Source organism: Proteus sp. G2609 (assembly GCF_963896135.1).
GTDB classification, from domain to species: Bacteria; Pseudomonadota; Gammaproteobacteria; order Enterobacterales; family Enterobacteriaceae; genus Proteus; species Proteus mirabilis.
The window spans coordinates 75145-92026 of sequence record NZ_CAWQNB010000013.1 but is presented as its reverse complement, the minus strand read 5'-3'; the positions used below and the strand labels follow the sequence as shown (position 1 = coordinate 92026).

Annotated in this window: 15 protein-coding genes and 1 pseudogene; 6 read left to right on the top strand and 10 right to left on the bottom strand. The window is 38.8% G+C overall.

The window, feature by feature from the left end:
* The 7 genes and pseudogenes from AACV01_RS04780 to aspS form a co-directional block, all read right to left on the bottom strand.
* Positions 1-61, bottom strand: a pseudogene (locus tag AACV01_RS04780) (type VI secretion system tube protein Hcp); the annotation flags it as partial.
* Between the two features lie 814 nt (positions 62-875).
* Positions 876-1886, bottom strand: a complete 1011-nt coding sequence (gene ruvB / locus AACV01_RS04775) for a Holliday junction branch migration DNA helicase RuvB (RefSeq protein ID WP_004242732.1) — start codon at positions 1884-1886, stop codon at positions 876-878.
* A 12-nt stretch (positions 1887-1898) separates the two neighbouring features.
* Positions 1899-2522 (bottom strand): Holliday junction branch migration protein RuvA, encoded by a 624-nt coding sequence (gene ruvA, locus AACV01_RS04770; RefSeq protein ID WP_004242731.1) that lies wholly within the window; start codon positions 2520-2522, stop codon positions 1899-1901.
* Between the two features lie 102 nt (positions 2523-2624).
* Positions 2625-3146: a crossover junction endodeoxyribonuclease RuvC gene (gene ruvC / locus AACV01_RS04765; RefSeq protein ID WP_004242730.1), complete on the bottom strand. Its 522-nt coding sequence runs from the start codon at positions 3144-3146 to the stop codon at positions 2625-2627.
* Between the two features lie 124 nt (positions 3147-3270).
* On the bottom strand, positions 3271-4026 hold the full coding sequence (locus AACV01_RS04760) for a YebC/PmpR family DNA-binding transcriptional regulator (RefSeq protein ID WP_004242729.1): 756 nt from the start codon (positions 4024-4026) through the stop codon (positions 3271-3273).
* 28 nt (positions 4027-4054) lie between these two features.
* Positions 4055-4489, bottom strand: a complete 435-nt coding sequence (nudB, locus tag AACV01_RS04755) for a dihydroneopterin triphosphate diphosphatase (RefSeq protein ID WP_004247981.1) — start codon at positions 4487-4489, stop codon at positions 4055-4057.
* Positions 4490-4492: 3 nt separating this feature from the next.
* Complete coding sequence (aspS, locus tag AACV01_RS04750) at positions 4493-6277, bottom strand: aspartate--tRNA ligase (protein WP_004247980.1); 1785 nt, start codon at positions 6275-6277, stop codon at positions 4493-4495.
* A gap of 267 nt (positions 6278-6544) precedes the next feature.
* Here aspS and AACV01_RS04745 point away from each other — a divergent pair, with 267 nt between their 5' ends.
* From AACV01_RS04745 to AACV01_RS04725, 5 genes are all read left to right on the top strand, one after another.
* Positions 6545-6943 carry an MAPEG family protein gene (locus AACV01_RS04745; protein ID WP_004242719.1) on the top strand — a complete coding sequence of 133 codons (399 nt, stop codon included), beginning with the start codon at positions 6545-6547 and terminating at the stop codon, positions 6941-6943.
* 184 nt (positions 6944-7127) lie between these two features.
* Positions 7128-7877 carry a carboxy-S-adenosyl-L-methionine synthase CmoA gene (gene cmoA / locus AACV01_RS04740; RefSeq protein ID WP_004242718.1) on the top strand — a complete coding sequence of 250 codons (750 nt, stop codon included), beginning with the start codon at positions 7128-7130 and terminating at the stop codon, positions 7875-7877.
* A 2-nt stretch (positions 7878-7879) separates the two neighbouring features.
* Complete coding sequence (gene cmoB / locus AACV01_RS04735) at positions 7880-8854, top strand: tRNA 5-methoxyuridine(34)/uridine 5-oxyacetic acid(34) synthase CmoB (RefSeq protein ID WP_004242717.1); 975 nt, start codon at positions 7880-7882, stop codon at positions 8852-8854.
* A 336-nt stretch (positions 8855-9190) separates the two neighbouring features.
* A complete protein-coding gene (locus AACV01_RS04730) occupies positions 9191-10753 on the top strand; it encodes an ATP-binding cassette domain-containing protein (RefSeq protein WP_161682502.1) in 1563 nt (520 codons plus the stop codon).
* A 354-nt stretch (positions 10754-11107) separates the two neighbouring features.
* A complete protein-coding gene (locus tag AACV01_RS04725) occupies positions 11108-12697 on the top strand; it encodes a phosphodiester glycosidase family protein (protein ID WP_104836403.1) in 1590 nt (529 codons plus the stop codon).
* A gap of 55 nt (positions 12698-12752) precedes the next feature.
* Here the strand turns inward: AACV01_RS04725 and cutC are convergent, their stop codons facing one another.
* Together cutC and AACV01_RS04715 are read right to left on the bottom strand one after the other, a co-directional pair.
* Positions 12753-13505 carry a copper homeostasis protein CutC gene (gene cutC, locus AACV01_RS04720; protein WP_004242710.1) on the bottom strand — a complete coding sequence of 251 codons (753 nt, stop codon included), beginning with the start codon at positions 13503-13505 and terminating at the stop codon, positions 12753-12755.
* A gap of 166 nt (positions 13506-13671) precedes the next feature.
* The gene (locus AACV01_RS04715; protein ID WP_004242708.1) at positions 13672-14226 is read right to left on the bottom strand and encodes a VOC family protein; all 555 of its coding nucleotides are present in this window, start codon (positions 14224-14226) and stop codon (positions 13672-13674) included.
* Between the two features lie 172 nt (positions 14227-14398).
* Here AACV01_RS04715 and argS point away from each other — a divergent pair, with 172 nt between their 5' ends.
* Entirely contained in the window at positions 14399-16129 is a 1731-nt protein-coding gene (gene argS / locus AACV01_RS04710; protein ID WP_012367856.1) for an arginine--tRNA ligase, read from the top strand.
* Positions 16130-16277: 148 nt separating this feature from the next.
* Here argS and AACV01_RS04705 read toward each other — a convergent pair whose 3' ends face one another.
* Positions 16278-16550: a hypothetical protein gene (locus AACV01_RS04705; protein ID WP_004247976.1), complete on the bottom strand. Its 273-nt coding sequence runs from the start codon at positions 16548-16550 to the stop codon at positions 16278-16280.
* Positions 16551-16882 lie beyond the last annotated feature (332 nt).

The window sequence follows — 16882 nt, the reverse complement described above, 5'->3', positions numbered from 1 at the left end:
CGCCTGCAGTGATGTTGCCCTGAGTTTTTCCTTCAATGGAAATATAGCAAGGAGTTGGCATAACAATATCCTTTTATCAAAAACGACAAATTAAATTAAATGATTGTCTTAAAAACAATCCGTTAGTCATGTCTGTCATCTTAGCCAGTGCGCACGGTAAGACTTCGGTAAAGGATAATAAAATCTTATCAATATGCTGTAAACAGCCCGTTTTTTTTGTATCTCTCTAGGATAAGTCACTTAGCGTAAACTGGTTGAAATATCGCTATATCATGCTGTAAAAACAGTCATAAAAAGTATTTATCAGCATAAAATATGATGAATAAATAGACAAATTGCTCGCAGCCCAAGAAACACTATGTACATAAAAATATATTTTGTAACAGAAATGTTAAATCAAAAATAGCGCATATAATCCATTGATTTTAAAGTATTAAAAATCAATTACATTGAATTATGCTGTCCTTTTTCCATGAGCAGTCCAAATTGGTCAATATATTTAGCTGTTAAGCTCAATTTAATTAAAATATCATGCTAATTAAGCCACTATTTTTATTTAACACACTCAATATGCGTATATTTCGGTCTTATTTTTACGTACCAATACTCATTTTATGGGCGTTAATAATAAATAAATTCAATGAACGAGTAGGAAAAATAACGATTGATAGATAGCGAAATTTTAATTTAATCGGCTGAGTTTCTATTGTTATTATGTTAACGATAGTTATAAATTAAAAAATTATTTTTATATAATAAGGTGTAAATATAGAGATGAGATATATTGAGAATGAGAATAGAGGAAGGCAAAATAATTGAATGATTGGGCGAAATTAAACACCATCGCCCAATGATATCCAAAGCACTTTATCAGATCACGGTGCTTCCATAATGCGATTAAAGTGACGATAAGCATGATTTGTGGCTACCCGACCACGAGGGGTGCGTTGAATAAAACCTTGCTGAATTAAATAAGGCTCTAATACATCTTCGATAGTTTCACGCTCTTCACCAATAGCTGCCGCAAGATTATCAAGCCCTACGGGGCCACCCATAAATTTATCAATAATGGCAAAGAGCAGTTTTCGGTCAAGATAGTCAAAACCGGCAGCATCAACATTAAGCATATCGAGTGCTTTAGACGCGATATCTTCATCAATTTCACCATTACCTTTGACTTGAGCAAAGTCTCTTACTCGGCGTAATAAGCGGTTAGTAATACGCGGTGTACCTCGTGAACGCATAGCAATTTGTCGCGCCCCTTCTGCGGTTATTTCTAACCCCATAAAGCTGGCACTACGTGCAACAATATGCTGTAAGTCATCGACATTATAGAATTCAAGGCGTTGTACAATACCAAAACGATCACGTAATGGAGAGGTTAACGATCCCGCTCGGGTCGTCGCCCCAACTAAAGTAAATGGCGGTAAGTCGATTTTAATGGAGCGTGCTGCCGGCCCTTCACCAATCATAATATCAAGTTGATAATCTTCCATTGCCGGATAGAGTATTTCTTCAACAACGGGCGAGAGTCGATGAATTTCATCAATAAACAGTACATCATGAGGCTCAAGATTGGTTAGCATAGCAGCAAGATCGCCAGCTTTCTCTAATACAGGCCCTGAGGTTGTACGTAAATTAACGCCCATCTCATTGGCAATAATATTAGCCAGCGTGGTTTTACCAAGCCCCGGCGGGCCAAAGATAAGTAAGTGATCTAAGGCATCATGACGTAGTTTAGCCGCCTGAATAAAGATTTCCATCTGTTCACGAACTTGTGGTTGTCCCACATATTCAGCAAGCAGCTTAGGACGAATAGCCCTATCGATAATTTCTTCTTCAGGTTGTTGTATATCTGCTGAAATCAGGCGATCTGCTTCAATCACAATCAATTACTCCTAAATCGCTGCGCGTAATGCTTCTTTGATAAGTGTTTCACTATCAGCACCCGCCGTTGCTACCCGACTAATCATCTTGGCAGCTTCTTGTGGTTTATAACCTAAGGCAATTAAGGCAGCGGAAGCTTCTGCTTCAATATCTGCAGCAGATGGCGCTTTCGATGATGCACTGGCAGGTAGCTCAATATCGCCGTTTTGTTCAAATAGATCGCCATTAAGTCCTTTGAAGCGATCTTTCATTTCAACCACTAATCGTTCTGCAGTTTTTTTACCGACTCCCGGTAATTTAACTAATGAGGAGATGGATTCATTTTCAATTGCGGTGACAAATTGGCGTGCAGACATTCCTGATAAAATAGCCAGTGCTAGCTTAGGCCCTACACCATTGACTTTTATCAATTCACGAAACAGTGCCCGTTCTTGTTTTTGATTAAAACCATATAGTAATTGCGCATCTTCACGAACAATAAATTGTGTGTAGATAATCGCCTCTTGACCAATATCAGGTAACTCATAAAAACAGGTCATAGGCATATTTATTTCATAACCCACCCCATTACCCGCTTCGATCAGCACCACTGGTGGCTGTTTTTCAAGAATAACGCCTCTAATACGTCCTATCACCCTAACGCCTCCGCAAAAATATTGACGCCAAATTTATAACATAAAAAAAGCTGGACGTATATCCAGCCTGCGAAAAACTAATCTGTTTTACCAACAGATGGCCTATCTTAACCTTCCTCGCGTTAAAACAAGACGCGGATCACCTACACGCAATAAGTTTTGATTAAAGTGACAGTGTGTAATAGCAATCGCTAGCGCATCTGCAGCATCTGCCTGTGGCGCTGCGGATAGTTTTAAGATTGAGCGTACCATATGTTGTACTTGGCTTTTATCGGCTCCCCCTGTTCCTACCACACTCTGTTTTACTTGACGTGCCGCATATTCAAATACGGGAAGATCATTATTGACTGCCGCTAAAATCGCCACACCTCTTGCTTGGCCTAATTTTAATGCCGAGTCTGCATTTTTTGCCATAAAGACTTGTTCAACAGAAAATACATCGGGTGAAAATTGAGTGATGATTTCACTGACTCCCGCATAAATGCGTTTCAGTCGGCTTGGTAGATCAGGAACCTGTGTACGAATACATCCGCTTCCTAAATAGATAAGTTGTCGCCCTTGTTGGCGAATTACGCCATATCCCGTGACACGAGAGCCAGGGTCAATACCTAAAATAATAGCCATAACAATTCCTATGGCGGATAAGGTCGATGGCGAGAGAAAAGAGCAAATACGCTTGCTCTGCTCTTCTCTTCGCACTATTCAACGCAGTGTAAAACACCACTATTGGCCGTTATCGTGATACCAATTACAGAATATCTTCCAGTTGTTTTGCAACTTCATCAGAGATATCACCGTTGTGATACACTTCTTGCACATCGTCGCTATCTTCTAGCATATCGATAAGGCGCATTAATTTTGGTGCGGTATCAATATCAAGCTCTGCTTTTGTTGATGGGATCATGGAAACTTCCGCTGATTCAGCGACAAAACCCGCAGCATCCATGGCATCTTTTACTTCACCGAAAGCTTCAGGGGTTGTGTAAACGTCAATAGCACCATCATCATAAGTTTCAACGTCTTCTGCACCCGCTTCTAGTGCGGCTTCCATGACGGCATCTTCATCAACACCCGGTGCATAAGAGATAACACCTTTTTTGGTAAAGAGATAAGATACCGAACCGTCCGTTCCTAAGTTACCACCTGTTTTGGTGAAGGCATGGCGAACATCGGAAACAGTACGGTTACGATTATCACTTAAACATTCAACCATAACAGCAGTACCACCAGGGCCGTAGCCTTCATAAATGATGGTTTCCATATTATCGTTTTCATCATTTCCCGCACCGCGAGCAATCGCGCGGTTTAGTGTGTCACGAGTCATGTTGTTAGATAATGCTTTATCAACTGCCGCACGTAGACGTGGGTTAGTTGCAGGATCACCACCACCTAAACGTGCTGCTGTAACTAATTCACGAATAATTTTAGTGAAAATCTTACCGCGTTTCGCATCTTGCGCTGCTTTACGGTGTTTAGTATTGGCCCATTTACTATGACCTGCCATGAAAATATCTCCAAACGTGGTCTAATAATTAAATAACAAATTCTTCAATCGCTTGCTGATTGCTGGCTGACTTAGTTAATTTTGCCGCCAGTGGCGCATCTAACCATTGGTATTGCGTATGCTCAGTCAGTTCAATTTCCCGTTCAGAGGGAAGTGCTAACATAAACCAATGTTCCTGACAATGTGTCACATTAGGCGCATAACGATGGCGAAAGTGTGCGAATATCTCAAAAATAATTGAACGATGGCAATCCACCAGCTCAAGATTTTCTTTTATGATATCAATTCCTACTTCTTCCTGCACTTCTCGTAATGCGGCCTGATAAGGTGTTTCGCCCTCTTCAAGGCTCCCTGTCACAGATTGCCAGAAATCAGGATCATCTCGACGCTTCAGCATAAGCACCCGCTTAGTCTGTTTGGCATAGATAACAACTAAAACACATACTGGGTGCTTATATTTCATCATTTACTCGTTATCTGTGCTAACTTCTTTTTCTGTCACTTGAATAGCCAGCTCTTTTAACGCGTCTTCATTTGCAAAACTTGGTGCATTGGTCATTAAGCAAGCCGCTGCCGTGGTTTTCGGGAACGCAATAACATCACGGATATTATCTGTTCCTGTTAATAACATCACTAAGCGGTCTAAACCAAATGCTAACCCTGCATGCGGTGGTGTACCAAATTTTAGCGCATCTAATAAGAAACCGAATTTCTCACGTTGCTCATCCGGAGTAATACCTAAAATGCTAAATACCGCTTGTTGCATTTCATTACGATGGATACGCACTGAGCCACCACCAACTTCATAACCGTTAATAACCATATCATAGGCATTAGCTACAGCGCCTACAGGATGTGCGGTTAGCTCTGCCGGTGTGAGATCTTTTGGTGAAGTAAATGGATGGTGCATTGCACTTAGGCTGCCGGTATCTTCATCTTCTTCAAACATTGGGAAATCAATAACCCACAGTGGTTTCCATGCGTTAAGATCAGTTAATTCCAGATCACGACCGACTTTCAGGCGCAACGCTCCCATAGCATCACTCATGGTACCTTGACGACCCGCACCAAAGAAAATTAAGTCGCCATCTGTTGCATTTGTTGCCGCTAAGATGCTGTTAACCACATCATTAGTCAGGAATTTAGCAATAGGGCTTTGTACCCCTTCGATACCTTTTGCCTTTTCGTTGACTTTCATCCACGCTAGGCCTTTGGCACCATAAATACTGACAAATTGAGTATATTCGTCGATATTTTTACGAGTTAACGATGCACCACCCGGTACACGTAACGCGATAACACGACATTTTTCATCATTAGCCGCTTGTGCAAAGACGCTAAACTCAACATTTTTCACTAAATCAGCAATATCGATGAGTTCCATTGGGTTACGTAGGTCTGGTTTATCAGAGCCGTAACGACGCATAGCCTCAGCAAAGGTCATGACAGGGAATGCCCCTAAATCAACATTCAGGATATCTAGCCACAATGCGTGGATCATGCGCTCCATCACTTCACGCACTTGTTCTGCGGTCATGAAAGAGGTTTCAACATCGATTTGGGTAAATTCAGGTTGGCGATCAGCTCGTAAATCTTCATCACGGAAACATTTTACGATTTGATAATAGCGATCAAAACCAGACATCATTAACAGCTGTTTGAAAAGCTGTGGTGATTGAGGTAATGCGTAGAATTTACCTTTATGAACACGACTTGGTACTAAATAGTCACGCGCACCTTCTGGCGTTGCTTTAGTTAGCATTGGCGTTTCTACATCAAGGAACCCTTCACCATCCATAAAGCGACGAACAAAACTTGTGATTTTCGCACGAGTTTTTAGGCGTTGTGACATTTCAGGGCGACGTAAATCTAAATAACGATAAGTTAAACGACGCTCTTCTGTATTCGTTTGGTTGCTATCTAAAGGTAGCGCTTCAGAACGGTTAAAAATAGACAGCGATTCTGCCGCTAGTTCAATTTCACCTGTTGCCATATTTTTATTAACTTGGCTATCAGGGCGAGCACGTACTGTTCCTGTGACTTGAATACAAAATTCATTACGCAGTTCTGAAGCCTGTGAAAATGCCTCTTTCTGCTCTGGGTCAAAAAAGACCTGAACGATACCTTCACGATCTCGCATATCAATAAAGATAAGTCCACCTAAGTCACGGCGGCGGTTAACCCAACCACAAAGAGTCACTTTTTGGCCCACATGGGCGCTATTCAACTGCCCACAATAATTAGTACGCATACAATATCCTTTTACTCAGCTTGTTGTGCTTTCTGCTGCGGAAATTTTGGCAATAGTCTTTTTCGAGTAGTGTCAAAAAAAAGGCAGACATTATAACGAAAATTCTTCCCGACGATAAGAGTATAGACCTAGATTATATGATACATCTTTTCAAGGATTTGCTAATCCCCAAATAATTAATTAATAATAATTATTTATAGCGACATAAATCGCTTTGAGGTTTATCATTAAATTCGCCGTTTTTTTAGTTTTGGCAATGGAGAAAAGATGGTTAGCTCGCTTTATATCGTATTGGGCGCACTATTATTGATTAAATTGTCCCTAAATGTTGTAAAACTTAGAACACAATATCGAGTTGCATACGGTGATGGTGGTTTTTATGAGTTACAAACCGCTATTCGCGTCCATGGTAATGCAGTGGAATACATCCCTATTTCTATGATTTTATTACTTATCATGGAAATGAATGGCGCCTTTGTTTGGATGGTACATATTTGTGGCTCCATTTTAATAGCCGGTCGTCTTCTTCACTCTTACGGGTTGAAACACCGCGAGATACGCTGGCGTCGCTCTGGTATGGCCGCAACCTATTTATCAATGGTCTTAATGATCCTTGCTAATATTTACTTCCTTCCTTGGATACAAATTTTTTCCTTCTACTATTAATACCACAAGGAAAATATGATCATCCATGATCACAATAGACATCCTTGCTGTTGAGTCTAATAACGGCAAGGTATCGAAAAGGTTTACCTGTTTTTCTAATTTATTTCTAAATAATGCAACTTTGTGAGCAACGTCGCTTCTGGTAGAATACCCGCTTCTTTTATTCTTTAAGTCTATTTTAGTTATGTCTAATTCAAAATCAGCACCACAAGACAACTTATTTGCGACACCTATTGCTAATCTTGGTGACTGGCGCTTTGATGAAAAAGTCGCTGAAGTGTTTCCTGATATGATCAAACGCTCAGTGCCCGGTTACTCCAATATTATTTCCATGATAGGCATGTTAGCGGGTCGTTTTGTCACCCCTCACAGCCAAGTTTATGACTTAGGATGTTCGTTAGGTGCTGCTACCCTTTCCATGCGTCGTAATATCGATGTAGCGGGATGTAAAATTATTGGTGTTGATAATTCACCTGCGATGGTTGAGCGTTGTCAACGTCATATTGATGCTTATAAAGCAGCAACACCCGTTGAAATTATTGAAGGCGATATCCTTGATATTGACATTAATAATGCCTCGATGGTTGTCCTTAATTTCACCTTACAATTTTTAGCCCCTGATAATCGCCAAAGATTATTAAATCGAATTTACCAAGGGTTAAATCCTGGTGGGGTTTTAGTGTTATCAGAAAAATTCAGTTTTCAAGATAAACAAATTGGCGAATTACTGTTTAATATGCACCACGACTTTAAACGTGCTAATGGCTACAGTGAATTAGAGATTAGTCAAAAACGTAGTATGTTAGAAAATGTGATGCTCACTGATCCTGTTGAAACACATAAATCACGCTTACATCAAGCAGGTTTTCCTCATGCTGAAGTTTGGTTCCAATGTTTTAATTTTGGCTCTCTGTTAGCCATTAAAGGCGAATAATCATGATAAATTTTAGCTCATTTTATCAACATATTGCGCAAGATGAACGGTTATTTCATTGGCTTGATACGCTGCCGGCACAATTATCAGAATGGCGCGCCCATGCTTTACATGGCCATTTTGCTTCATGGGAAAGAATGCTGGAAAACTTACCTGAGATTACTCCCACTGAACTTAATTTAAAGCAAGGTGTTATCGCCAATAAAACCCCAGCATTAAGTACCGGTGAACAACTTGGTTTAACGAATATTCTAAAAGCGTTAATGCCATGGCGCAAAGGCCCTTTTTCTCTTTATGGTGTCAATATTGATACTGAATGGCGTTCAGACTGGAAATGGGATCGCGTATTGCCCCATCTTTCGCCTCTTAAAGGCCGATTAGTTTTAGATGTTGGTTGTGGTAGTGGTTATCATATGTGGCGGATGCTTGGTGAAGGGGCTGATTTTGTTGTCGGTATCGATCCCACTCAGCTCTTTTTATGCCAATTTGAAGCAGTCAGAAAATTATTAGGTAACGATCAGCGTGCCCATTTAATTCCTGTCGGCATTGAACAAATGCCAGAACTAAATGCTTTTGATACGGTATTTTCAATGGGGGTTCTTTACCACCGTCGTTCACCACTTGATCATCTTTGGCAATTGAAAAATCAGCTCGTTTCTGGTGGTGAATTAGTATTAGAGAGTCTTGTGATAGATGGTGATGAATTCCAATGTTTAATTCCTGGTGAGCGTTATGCACAGATGCGTAATGTGTACTTTATACCGTCAGCCAAAATGCTCAAAGTATGGTTAGAAAAATGCGGTTTTAAAGATGTACGCATTGTTGATGAAAATGTCACATCACTCGAAGAGCAACGTAAAACGGATTGGATGGTGACTGATTCATTAGAAGCATTCTTAGATCCTCTCGATCACACCAAAACCGTTGAAGGCTATCCAGCTCCTAAACGGGCAATTTTAATTGCGACTAAACCTTAATTAACCACGAGTTATTTCTATAAAAAGGGTATTTATCAATAATACCCTTTTTATAACCTGTTGGTTTTATTTTCTGTTTATATAAAATCCCCGTGTCTATAAATAATAAATTTTATATGAGTATTGATTAAGGTTTTTTTGTCATTATAATTCTTCATAATTTTATCTTTTTTCTCTCCAAGAGGTACTTCCCTATAATGAACTAAATTCTGCCAGAAAATTCTCTCAATACCGTTTTGGTATCCATTTTCTGTTACTGGCAGACACTCGTTTATTGCTCTATAAACTCAATTAAGATCATTGCTGTCTGCCACCTATTTTTTAGGAGGCTTAATTATGACGATCGCCTGTCAATTTTCTCAGCTTAATATTGAATTCAATCAAGAAGCGCTTTTCCCACCGCTGACTCATTCACTGACTTGCCAAAGAAATGCTTTAATTGGTCAGAACGGTAAAGGGAAATCGGTGCTGTTAAAATTATTAGCACAAAAACTATTGCCTTCATCAGGCCATATCATGTGGCGTATGCCTTTTATTCATGTCGATCAGCTTACCCGCCTAACAGGTAACACCATTGCTGATGCTTTAGGTATAGAGACTTTTTTTCAAGCATTTAAGCGGGTTGATAACGGCAGTGCTTCATTAGAAGATTTTGAGTTACTTGAAGATAAGTGGCATTTGCCCATGACTTGGCAAAATTTACTTCATTCAGCACAACTGCCGGTTTCACTTGAGACACCTATTCCCCACTTAAGTGGTGGTGAGCAAACGCGTTTAGCATTATGTCAGGCTTTTTTACATGACGATCATTTTCTATTATTAGATGAACCAGATAACCATCTCGATCATCAAGGTCAGCAATGGCTCGTTGAACAATTAATGCATCATAAATCAGGTGTATTATTTATTAGCCATAATCGACATTTATTATCTTATGCTGAAAATATATTTGAACTGAGTGAAAAAGGCTTACAAGAATATGGCGGTAATTATTCGCTTTATGAAACACAAAAAAATGCGCAAATAGCCTCAATCGAAGCTGCAAATGAGCGTATCAATAGTCAAATAAAACAGGAAAAACGCCAACAACATGTAACATTACAAAAAGCATTACAGCGACGTAAACAAGGTGAAAAGATAAGAAACAGCGGCTCTCAATCACTGTTACTTCTTGATATGCAAACCAATCGAGCTGAGAAAAAACAGTCATCAATAGCTAAACGACATCAGCGCGTTATGGATGATATGCAGTCACAAAAACAACAGTTAGAACAGGAGTTAACTCATATTCATCAGCAAAAATTAATATTAAACTATCAAGGTGATGGCCATCGGTTAAATGTATTTGCCACAGAGCTTGTTTTACCTTTTGGCAAGCAAACTCCCTACTCCTTTTCCGCTTATGGTGGTGAACATTGGCATATACAAGGTAAAAATGGCAGCGGTAAGTCAACCTTATTAAAATGTTTAATGGGCAAGCTATCCCCGTTATCCGGCGAATATCGTCTCAACCCCAATTATTGCTATCTTGATCAACATTTAACTTTATTAGATAAATCATTACCCGTTGCTGAAGCGTTATATCAATATCAGCCATTAATGACCATTGAGCAGTGGCGCACAAAACTGGGTATGTTACGTATCCGAGGTAACAAGTCTTTATTTCCTTTAGAAACACTCAGTGGCGGTGAGCAATTAAAAGCAACACTATTAGCATTAATTTATAGTCCTCAACCCCCTGCCGTTTTATTATTAGATGAACCAGATAATTATTTAGATTTAGACTCTAAACAGTTATTGGAAAATTTATTATTTCAATATCAAGGAACATTATTATTAATCTCTCACGATGAAGATTTTGTTAAACAATGTGGTATAACAAATACATTATTACTCTAATAGCAACATACCAAACTAATTAGCCTCCACGTTAAAACAGTATAGACGCTAGAAGCAATAAAAAATTTTAGCGTCTTTACTACTAATAATCTTTTTATTTTTAATCTTAACGATAAACATTATTAGCAGTTTCTATTGTTTTATTTAATTTTTTGGATAATTATATTTAACAGTCTGTTAATTATAAAACTTAACTCAATAAACACTATTTCAATATTATTCTCCACTGTGAGGAATTTTATAATATAAAAAGCAGTAAAACATTTGCTAACTTTAATCTTTAACTTATTCATTATTAATGAGGATCTATTTTAATTTTTATCAAATTATTGTTAGCCAAATGGAGAAAACTTTATGTTAAAACATTATTTATTAGCCATTATTATAGGGTGCAGTATATTTCCTGCCTTCTCTGCCACTATGCCATCAAAGCAAGATAATAGTCCCGCGCCAGCAGCAAAATGGAATTGCTGGGGAAGAAAAGAAGTGAATATGTCTAATCGAAATATCAATAATAAATCGGTCAGTTTAAAGTTAAGTACTGATATTTGTGATAGAAAAGATCTAAGACCATTATTTATCGATGTTTATCTACACAAGATATCCTTTAAAGGGGCGAAATACGATGGGATAACTATTGATATTATCGCCAATGCCACTCATAAATTAACAGGGAAAACACAAGAAATAAGATCAACAGAAAATATTAATAACATAGATGAACATGTGCAGAGATTGCAGTTTAGCGCAGTGCGCTCGGGGGATTATAACGTAGATATAAAACAGATATGGCTTATTTTTAGGGAGCATGGTAAAGCAGTAGGTTCATTTCAGATAACAGGGGATAATGCTCGTAATGGCGAGGCTTATATCGAATCTCATATCACCTATAATGCAATGCTTTCTCTCATTGAGAACGCAAAATCAGAAACATTAACAACAGGAAAACCAAGTCATATCGTTTTTGGTGGTCATTATGAAATACCAATGAATGCAGGCTCAGGAACCTATACATTAGCCAATAACGGCAATCTACTGATTATTCCTAGGATCCATGAAAAAGAAAAATACCTTATTCCTCATCTATTAGGTGATACTCATCAAGGCGAGGCAGCCCGCTGCGAAGGTAATACAAATGCTAAAACACAGGATGGTACTTCACAGACAGCGGAGCTTTATACCCCAGAACAGGCATGGATAAAGCTGGGTAAACCGTTAGTGGCTTTAAATGCAAACTATTTTGATGTTCGTCCTCAACTCAATAACACCACTTGGCAGAGTAATCTTTGCTCAGTGCCATTAGGGATATATTACGATAATATCGCGCAAGGGCCCACTCATGGTACTCATAACGAGCCCAATCAGTTTTTTGCAGGGCCTAATTACTTTATCAATAACAATAATGAGCAAATCGCATTAGATGCACTGTTTTGGGTGTTAGATCAAACATCTAGGATAGATATCTACTATAGCAAAAAAGTATCTGATCCTGCGATTGAACTGTATGCCAATGAACTCTCTTTATCAGGATATCACTTTATTGCTATATCAGGCTCCGGTTTACCTGTTCGCGGATTAACACCACTCCCTACCCCTGATTCTGGCGATTCAGAGACAACCCGACTCGCAATGGGTGCCGATGATAACAATAGCCTTATTTATATTTTCCAAGGAGGTAGTTATAGAGAGGGAATAAGCCGCAATGATCTGCATCATTTATATTATGGTCTTAGCATTGCACAATCTATGGAGTTAGATGGCGGTGGTTCAGCTGCGCTGGCTTTAAAGGCAGATGAATTCACAGTGAGAGGTGATACAAGGCCTGATTCATCTTGTAACGAAGCAGGTTTGTGGTGCTCTTTGATAACACAACCTGACGGAAAACATCGCCCCGTTCCATCTTGGATTGGTCTGGCTATTAATAATCTAGCTATTGGTCAATAAGTTTAATAAAGGGAGTGAAACACTATCACTCCCTTTCGATTTATAAAAGATTATATTAATTAACAGATGTTGTATAAATACTCATAATATCCTTCATTGCCCCCACCACATCTTCATCCACACAATAATGGGTAAATTCATCCACTTCGCTGTCTGAACTCATGGTGACCCCCGCTTTACGATAATTCATTGTCGAGGGTGCTTGTTTGCCCGCTGAGCTATGGATCTCTTGTAATCCCGAGTCTAAAAATTTCTGAATATTACTTAAACGAACTCCCGCCCCCGCCATGATAATCGGCCCTTGGGTTTTTTCATTCAGTGTTCTTAATAGAGGTAAGCCTAATTCAGCATTAGCTTGCTGACCTGAAGTTAAAATACGAGCAACACCTAATTGAGTCAGCTGATCTAACGCTAGCAATGGATTAATACACATATCAAAAGCGCGATGAAACGTAATGGCTAAAGGCCCTGCTAATTCCATCAAAATCGCCATTTTAGGTAAATCAATGTGACCTTCTTCATTTAATATACCAACCACAGCACCGGAAAAACCCATATCACGGATCATACTGATATCGTTTTTCATCGCAGCAAAATCGGCTTGGCTATAACAAAAATCACCACCACGCGGACGAATAATAGGATGAACGGGGATACGAACGAGATCTATGACTTGTTTTAATATTCCATAACTCGGTGTTACACCCCCTTCTGACGGGCTTGTACACAGCTCAATTCTATCAGCCCCCGAACGTTCTGCGATCAGTGCGCATTCTGCACCAAAGCAGCAAATCTCCAGTTTTGCCATACCACCCCTCTCTATCCTTAATACAGAAAGCAATTAGAAAATAACGATATTTCTCAGCAACTACTATCAGTAATTGTTAATAATAGTTGTCGAATATCGTTACTCATTCAATTCCAATATCAGAATTTTGTGCTGATACAAGCAATTTATTTTCTAAAAATGTTGTTCAACACTCACTTTCTACAATTTTCAGTAAGGAATATGGGTGATACTTTATGGTAACGATACCATCGGTTATGGCAACGGTTGGATTAGGTAAACGTTCTTTTTCAGCTTTAGGTTCACTTATTTTAATTTTAATCCCTTCAGGTAAAGGATGGGGTAATAATGTCATCACCTTTTCAACTAATTTTTCAGGAGCAACATTTATTACCTGTTCAATATGTTCCCAACCTTGATATTGGTATTTTTTATCTGTTGGATAAGGTAACTCAACAATAGATATTTGCTGGCCTAACAGTGTTAAAGGTGAGGCTAGCTTAAAGAGATAAATAGGTCGCCCATTAATCATATTATCTGAAATACACTCGCCACATTGACTTAAGCCATTACGCCACTGTTCTGCTAACGCCAAATCGTGACAACGTAACGATATATGATCGGTTTGATAAGCATCAAGGTCGAGGGATAGTTTATTCGCCAGTAGAGTTAAATTTTTTGCAAATAGAGGAAGCTCTTGCGTTAAGTTATTTAAGAAAGGAATTGCGGAAAAAAGCACCATGATAAGTAACCTAAGAGAAAAAACAGAGAAAAACCCTTAAAGATAAGGCGCAGATAGTAGCATGTTCTAGCTAGAATATGTTATAAATTCAAGGTTAAATTCATATTCTTTATAAAAACCTGTCTGGCTAATGTCGTCAGGTTTTATTTTCTCAATAATTTAAGGTAACCCGGTGAATATTCAGGCTTTTCTTTCAGAAAAAATCAGTATGGCGATGAGCGCTGCTGGCGCCCCTGCTGATAGCGAACCACTTGTCCGTCAGTCAGCTAAAGTGCAATTTGGTGACTATCAGGCGAATGGTGTCATGGGAGCGGCAAAAAAAATGGGTATCCCACCCCGACAACTCGCAGAAAAAATTCTGGAACACCTTGATATCACAGATATTGCAGATAAAGTTGAAATAGCAGGCCCTGGTTTTATCAATATCTTCTTATCACCCGTTTGGGTTGCACAACAAGCCGAATTCGCATTAGCGGATGAGCACCTTAATATTACCAAGGTAACCCCTGAAACGATTGTGATTGACTACTCATCACCTAACGTTGCAAAGCAAATGCATGTGGGTCACTTGCGTTCAACCATTATTGGTGATGCCAGCGCACGTACGCTCTCTTTTTTAGGTCATAATGTTATTCGCGCTAATCACCTTGGTGATTGGGGTACGCAATTCGGTATGCTGATTGCTTATTTAGAGAAAAAGCAAAATGAAAATGCCGCAGATATGGCATTAGCGGATCTCGAAGAGTTCTACCGTGAAGCTAAGAAATGTTATGACGAAGATGAAGTATTCGCTGAACGTGCCCGTAATTATGTCGTTAGGCTACAAGGTGGTGATGAATACTGCCGTACTATGTGGCGTAAGCTTGTCGATATCACAATGCAACAAAATCAGCTAACTTATCAACGCCTTAATGTCACTTTAACCGAAGATGATATTATGGGTGAAAGTCTTTATAACCCAATGCTGCCGGGTATTGTTGCTGATCTTAAAGCAAAAGGTCTTGCTGTTGAAAGTGAAGGCGCTACTGTTGTTTTCCTTGATGAATATAAAAACAAGGAAGGCGAACCAATGGGAGTCATTATCCAGAAAAAAGATGGTGGTTACCTTTATACAACAACGGATATTGCCTGTGCTAAATATCGCCATGAACAATTACATGCAAACCGCGTATTATATTACATCGACTCACGTCAACATCAGCATTTAATGCAGGCTTGGACTATTGTCCGTAAAGCAGGCTATATTCCTGATAGTATGTCACTCGAACACCATATGTTTGGCATGATGTTAGGTAAAGATGGGCGTCCATTTAAAACGCGCTCGGGTGGCACAGTACGTTTAACTGACTTACTCGATGAGGCTCATGAAAGAGCATTAACATTAATTCGCGAAAAAAATCCTGATATGGATGAAGAGGAATTAAATAATATTGCTCGTGTAGTGGGCATTGGTGCTGTTAAATACGCAGATTTATCAAAGAACAGAACCACCGATTATATTTTCGATTGGGATCTGATGTTAAGTTTTGAAGGTAATACTGCACCTTATATGCAATATGCCTATACTCGTGTTGCCTCTATCTTTAAACGTGCAGATATAGATGAAAGCGCATTAACCCAGCCTATCTCATTAACACAGCCTCATGAAAAACAACTGGCACTACGTTTAGTACAGTTTGACGAGACTATCACGCAGGTTGCACGTGAAGGTACACCTCATGTGATGTGTGCATACTTATATGATTTAGCGCAGTCCTTCTCAGGTTTTTACGAGAACTGCCCTATTCTATCGGCCGAAGATGACAATGTACGCCAAAGCCGTCTTAAGCTAGCACGTTTAACAGCAAGAACCTTAAAGCAAGGCTTAGAGACTTTAGGTATTGAAACTGTCGATAGAATGTAATTAAGCCATTATATTTATCTAAAAAAACCGATGGTGAAATCACCATCGGTTTTTCATTATAGAAACTTAATAGATAGAAACTTAATAGCAAGTTGATTAACCGTTACTATCTTAACTAACAATAAACCATGCCTTGATGCTAATATCACTAGTCTTCATTAGCCGTGATCACATCCTCACAGAGAAGACCAGAAACATCTTTAACATCAATCCAACCATCAACACTGTCTATTGGCTTATCTGGGCTGTATAAGCGCTGATCAACATCTTTTGCCGTAAAGCTGACTTGTTCATTAGTTTTATTAAATACGCCGACACAGTTAACGGGTGTCAGTTGAGAGGTTTTGATTTTTCCATCTGCAGTACAACCAGCAAGAAATAATGTGGCTAATGATACCGAAAGGATAATGGCCTTTTTCATAATCGCTCCTAAAACACACTTTATTTTTTAGTGTGATAAAATACTCGTTAAATGATTATTTAGTAGTTTTTATTCTACATATTCAACGGTTATAACGCTTGATAGCTTAGTTAATTATAATAAATTAGATAGAAAATAATTTGCGTTATAGAGCTATTAATAGAAAAAATAAAGAAAGGTATTCAAGAATAAGAAAAGAGAGGGAAAAACAGAAAACAAAGACGGGAGAAATGAAAAAACCACTATAAGGTTTTAGACCTAAAATGAGTAGTTATAACTACTTACCAATCACAGATCCAAAATAAATTTCATTATTAACACAATCTACTGTT

Bases quoted from the DNA above. Each gene is read 5' to 3' on its own strand.
- ruvC (WP_004242730.1), bottom strand. From the start codon at position 3,146: ATGGCTATTATTTTAGGTATTGACCCTGGCTCTCGTGTCACGGGATAT.
- cmoB (WP_004242717.1), top strand. From the start codon at position 7,880: ATGATAAATTTTAGCTCATTTTATCAACATATTGCGCAAGATGAACGG.
- nudB (WP_004247981.1), bottom strand. From the start codon at position 4,489: ATGAAATATAAGCACCCAGTATGTGTTTTAGTTGTTATCTATGCCAAA.
- AACV01_RS04705 (WP_004247976.1), bottom strand. From the start codon at position 16,550: ATGAAAAAGGCCATTATCCTTTCGGTATCATTAGCCACATTATTTCTT.
- cutC (WP_004242710.1), bottom strand. From the start codon at position 13,505: ATGGCAAAACTGGAGATTTGCTGCTTTGGTGCAGAATGCGCACTGATC.
- AACV01_RS04745 (WP_004242719.1), top strand. From the start codon at position 6,545: ATGGTTAGCTCGCTTTATATCGTATTGGGCGCACTATTATTGATTAAA.
- AACV01_RS04730 (WP_161682502.1), top strand. From the start codon at position 9,191: ATGACGATCGCCTGTCAATTTTCTCAGCTTAATATTGAATTCAATCAA.
- AACV01_RS04725 (WP_104836403.1), top strand. From the start codon at position 11,108: ATGTTAAAACATTATTTATTAGCCATTATTATAGGGTGCAGTATATTT.
- AACV01_RS04760 (WP_004242729.1), bottom strand. From the start codon at position 4,026: ATGGCAGGTCATAGTAAATGGGCCAATACTAAACACCGTAAAGCAGCG.
- AACV01_RS04715 (WP_004242708.1), bottom strand. From the start codon at position 14,226: ATGGTGCTTTTTTCCGCAATTCCTTTCTTAAATAACTTAACGCAAGAG.
- cmoA (WP_004242718.1), top strand. From the start codon at position 7,128: ATGTCTAATTCAAAATCAGCACCACAAGACAACTTATTTGCGACACCT.
- aspS (WP_004247980.1), bottom strand. From the start codon at position 6,277: ATGCGTACTAATTATTGTGGGCAGTTGAATAGCGCCCATGTGGGCCAA.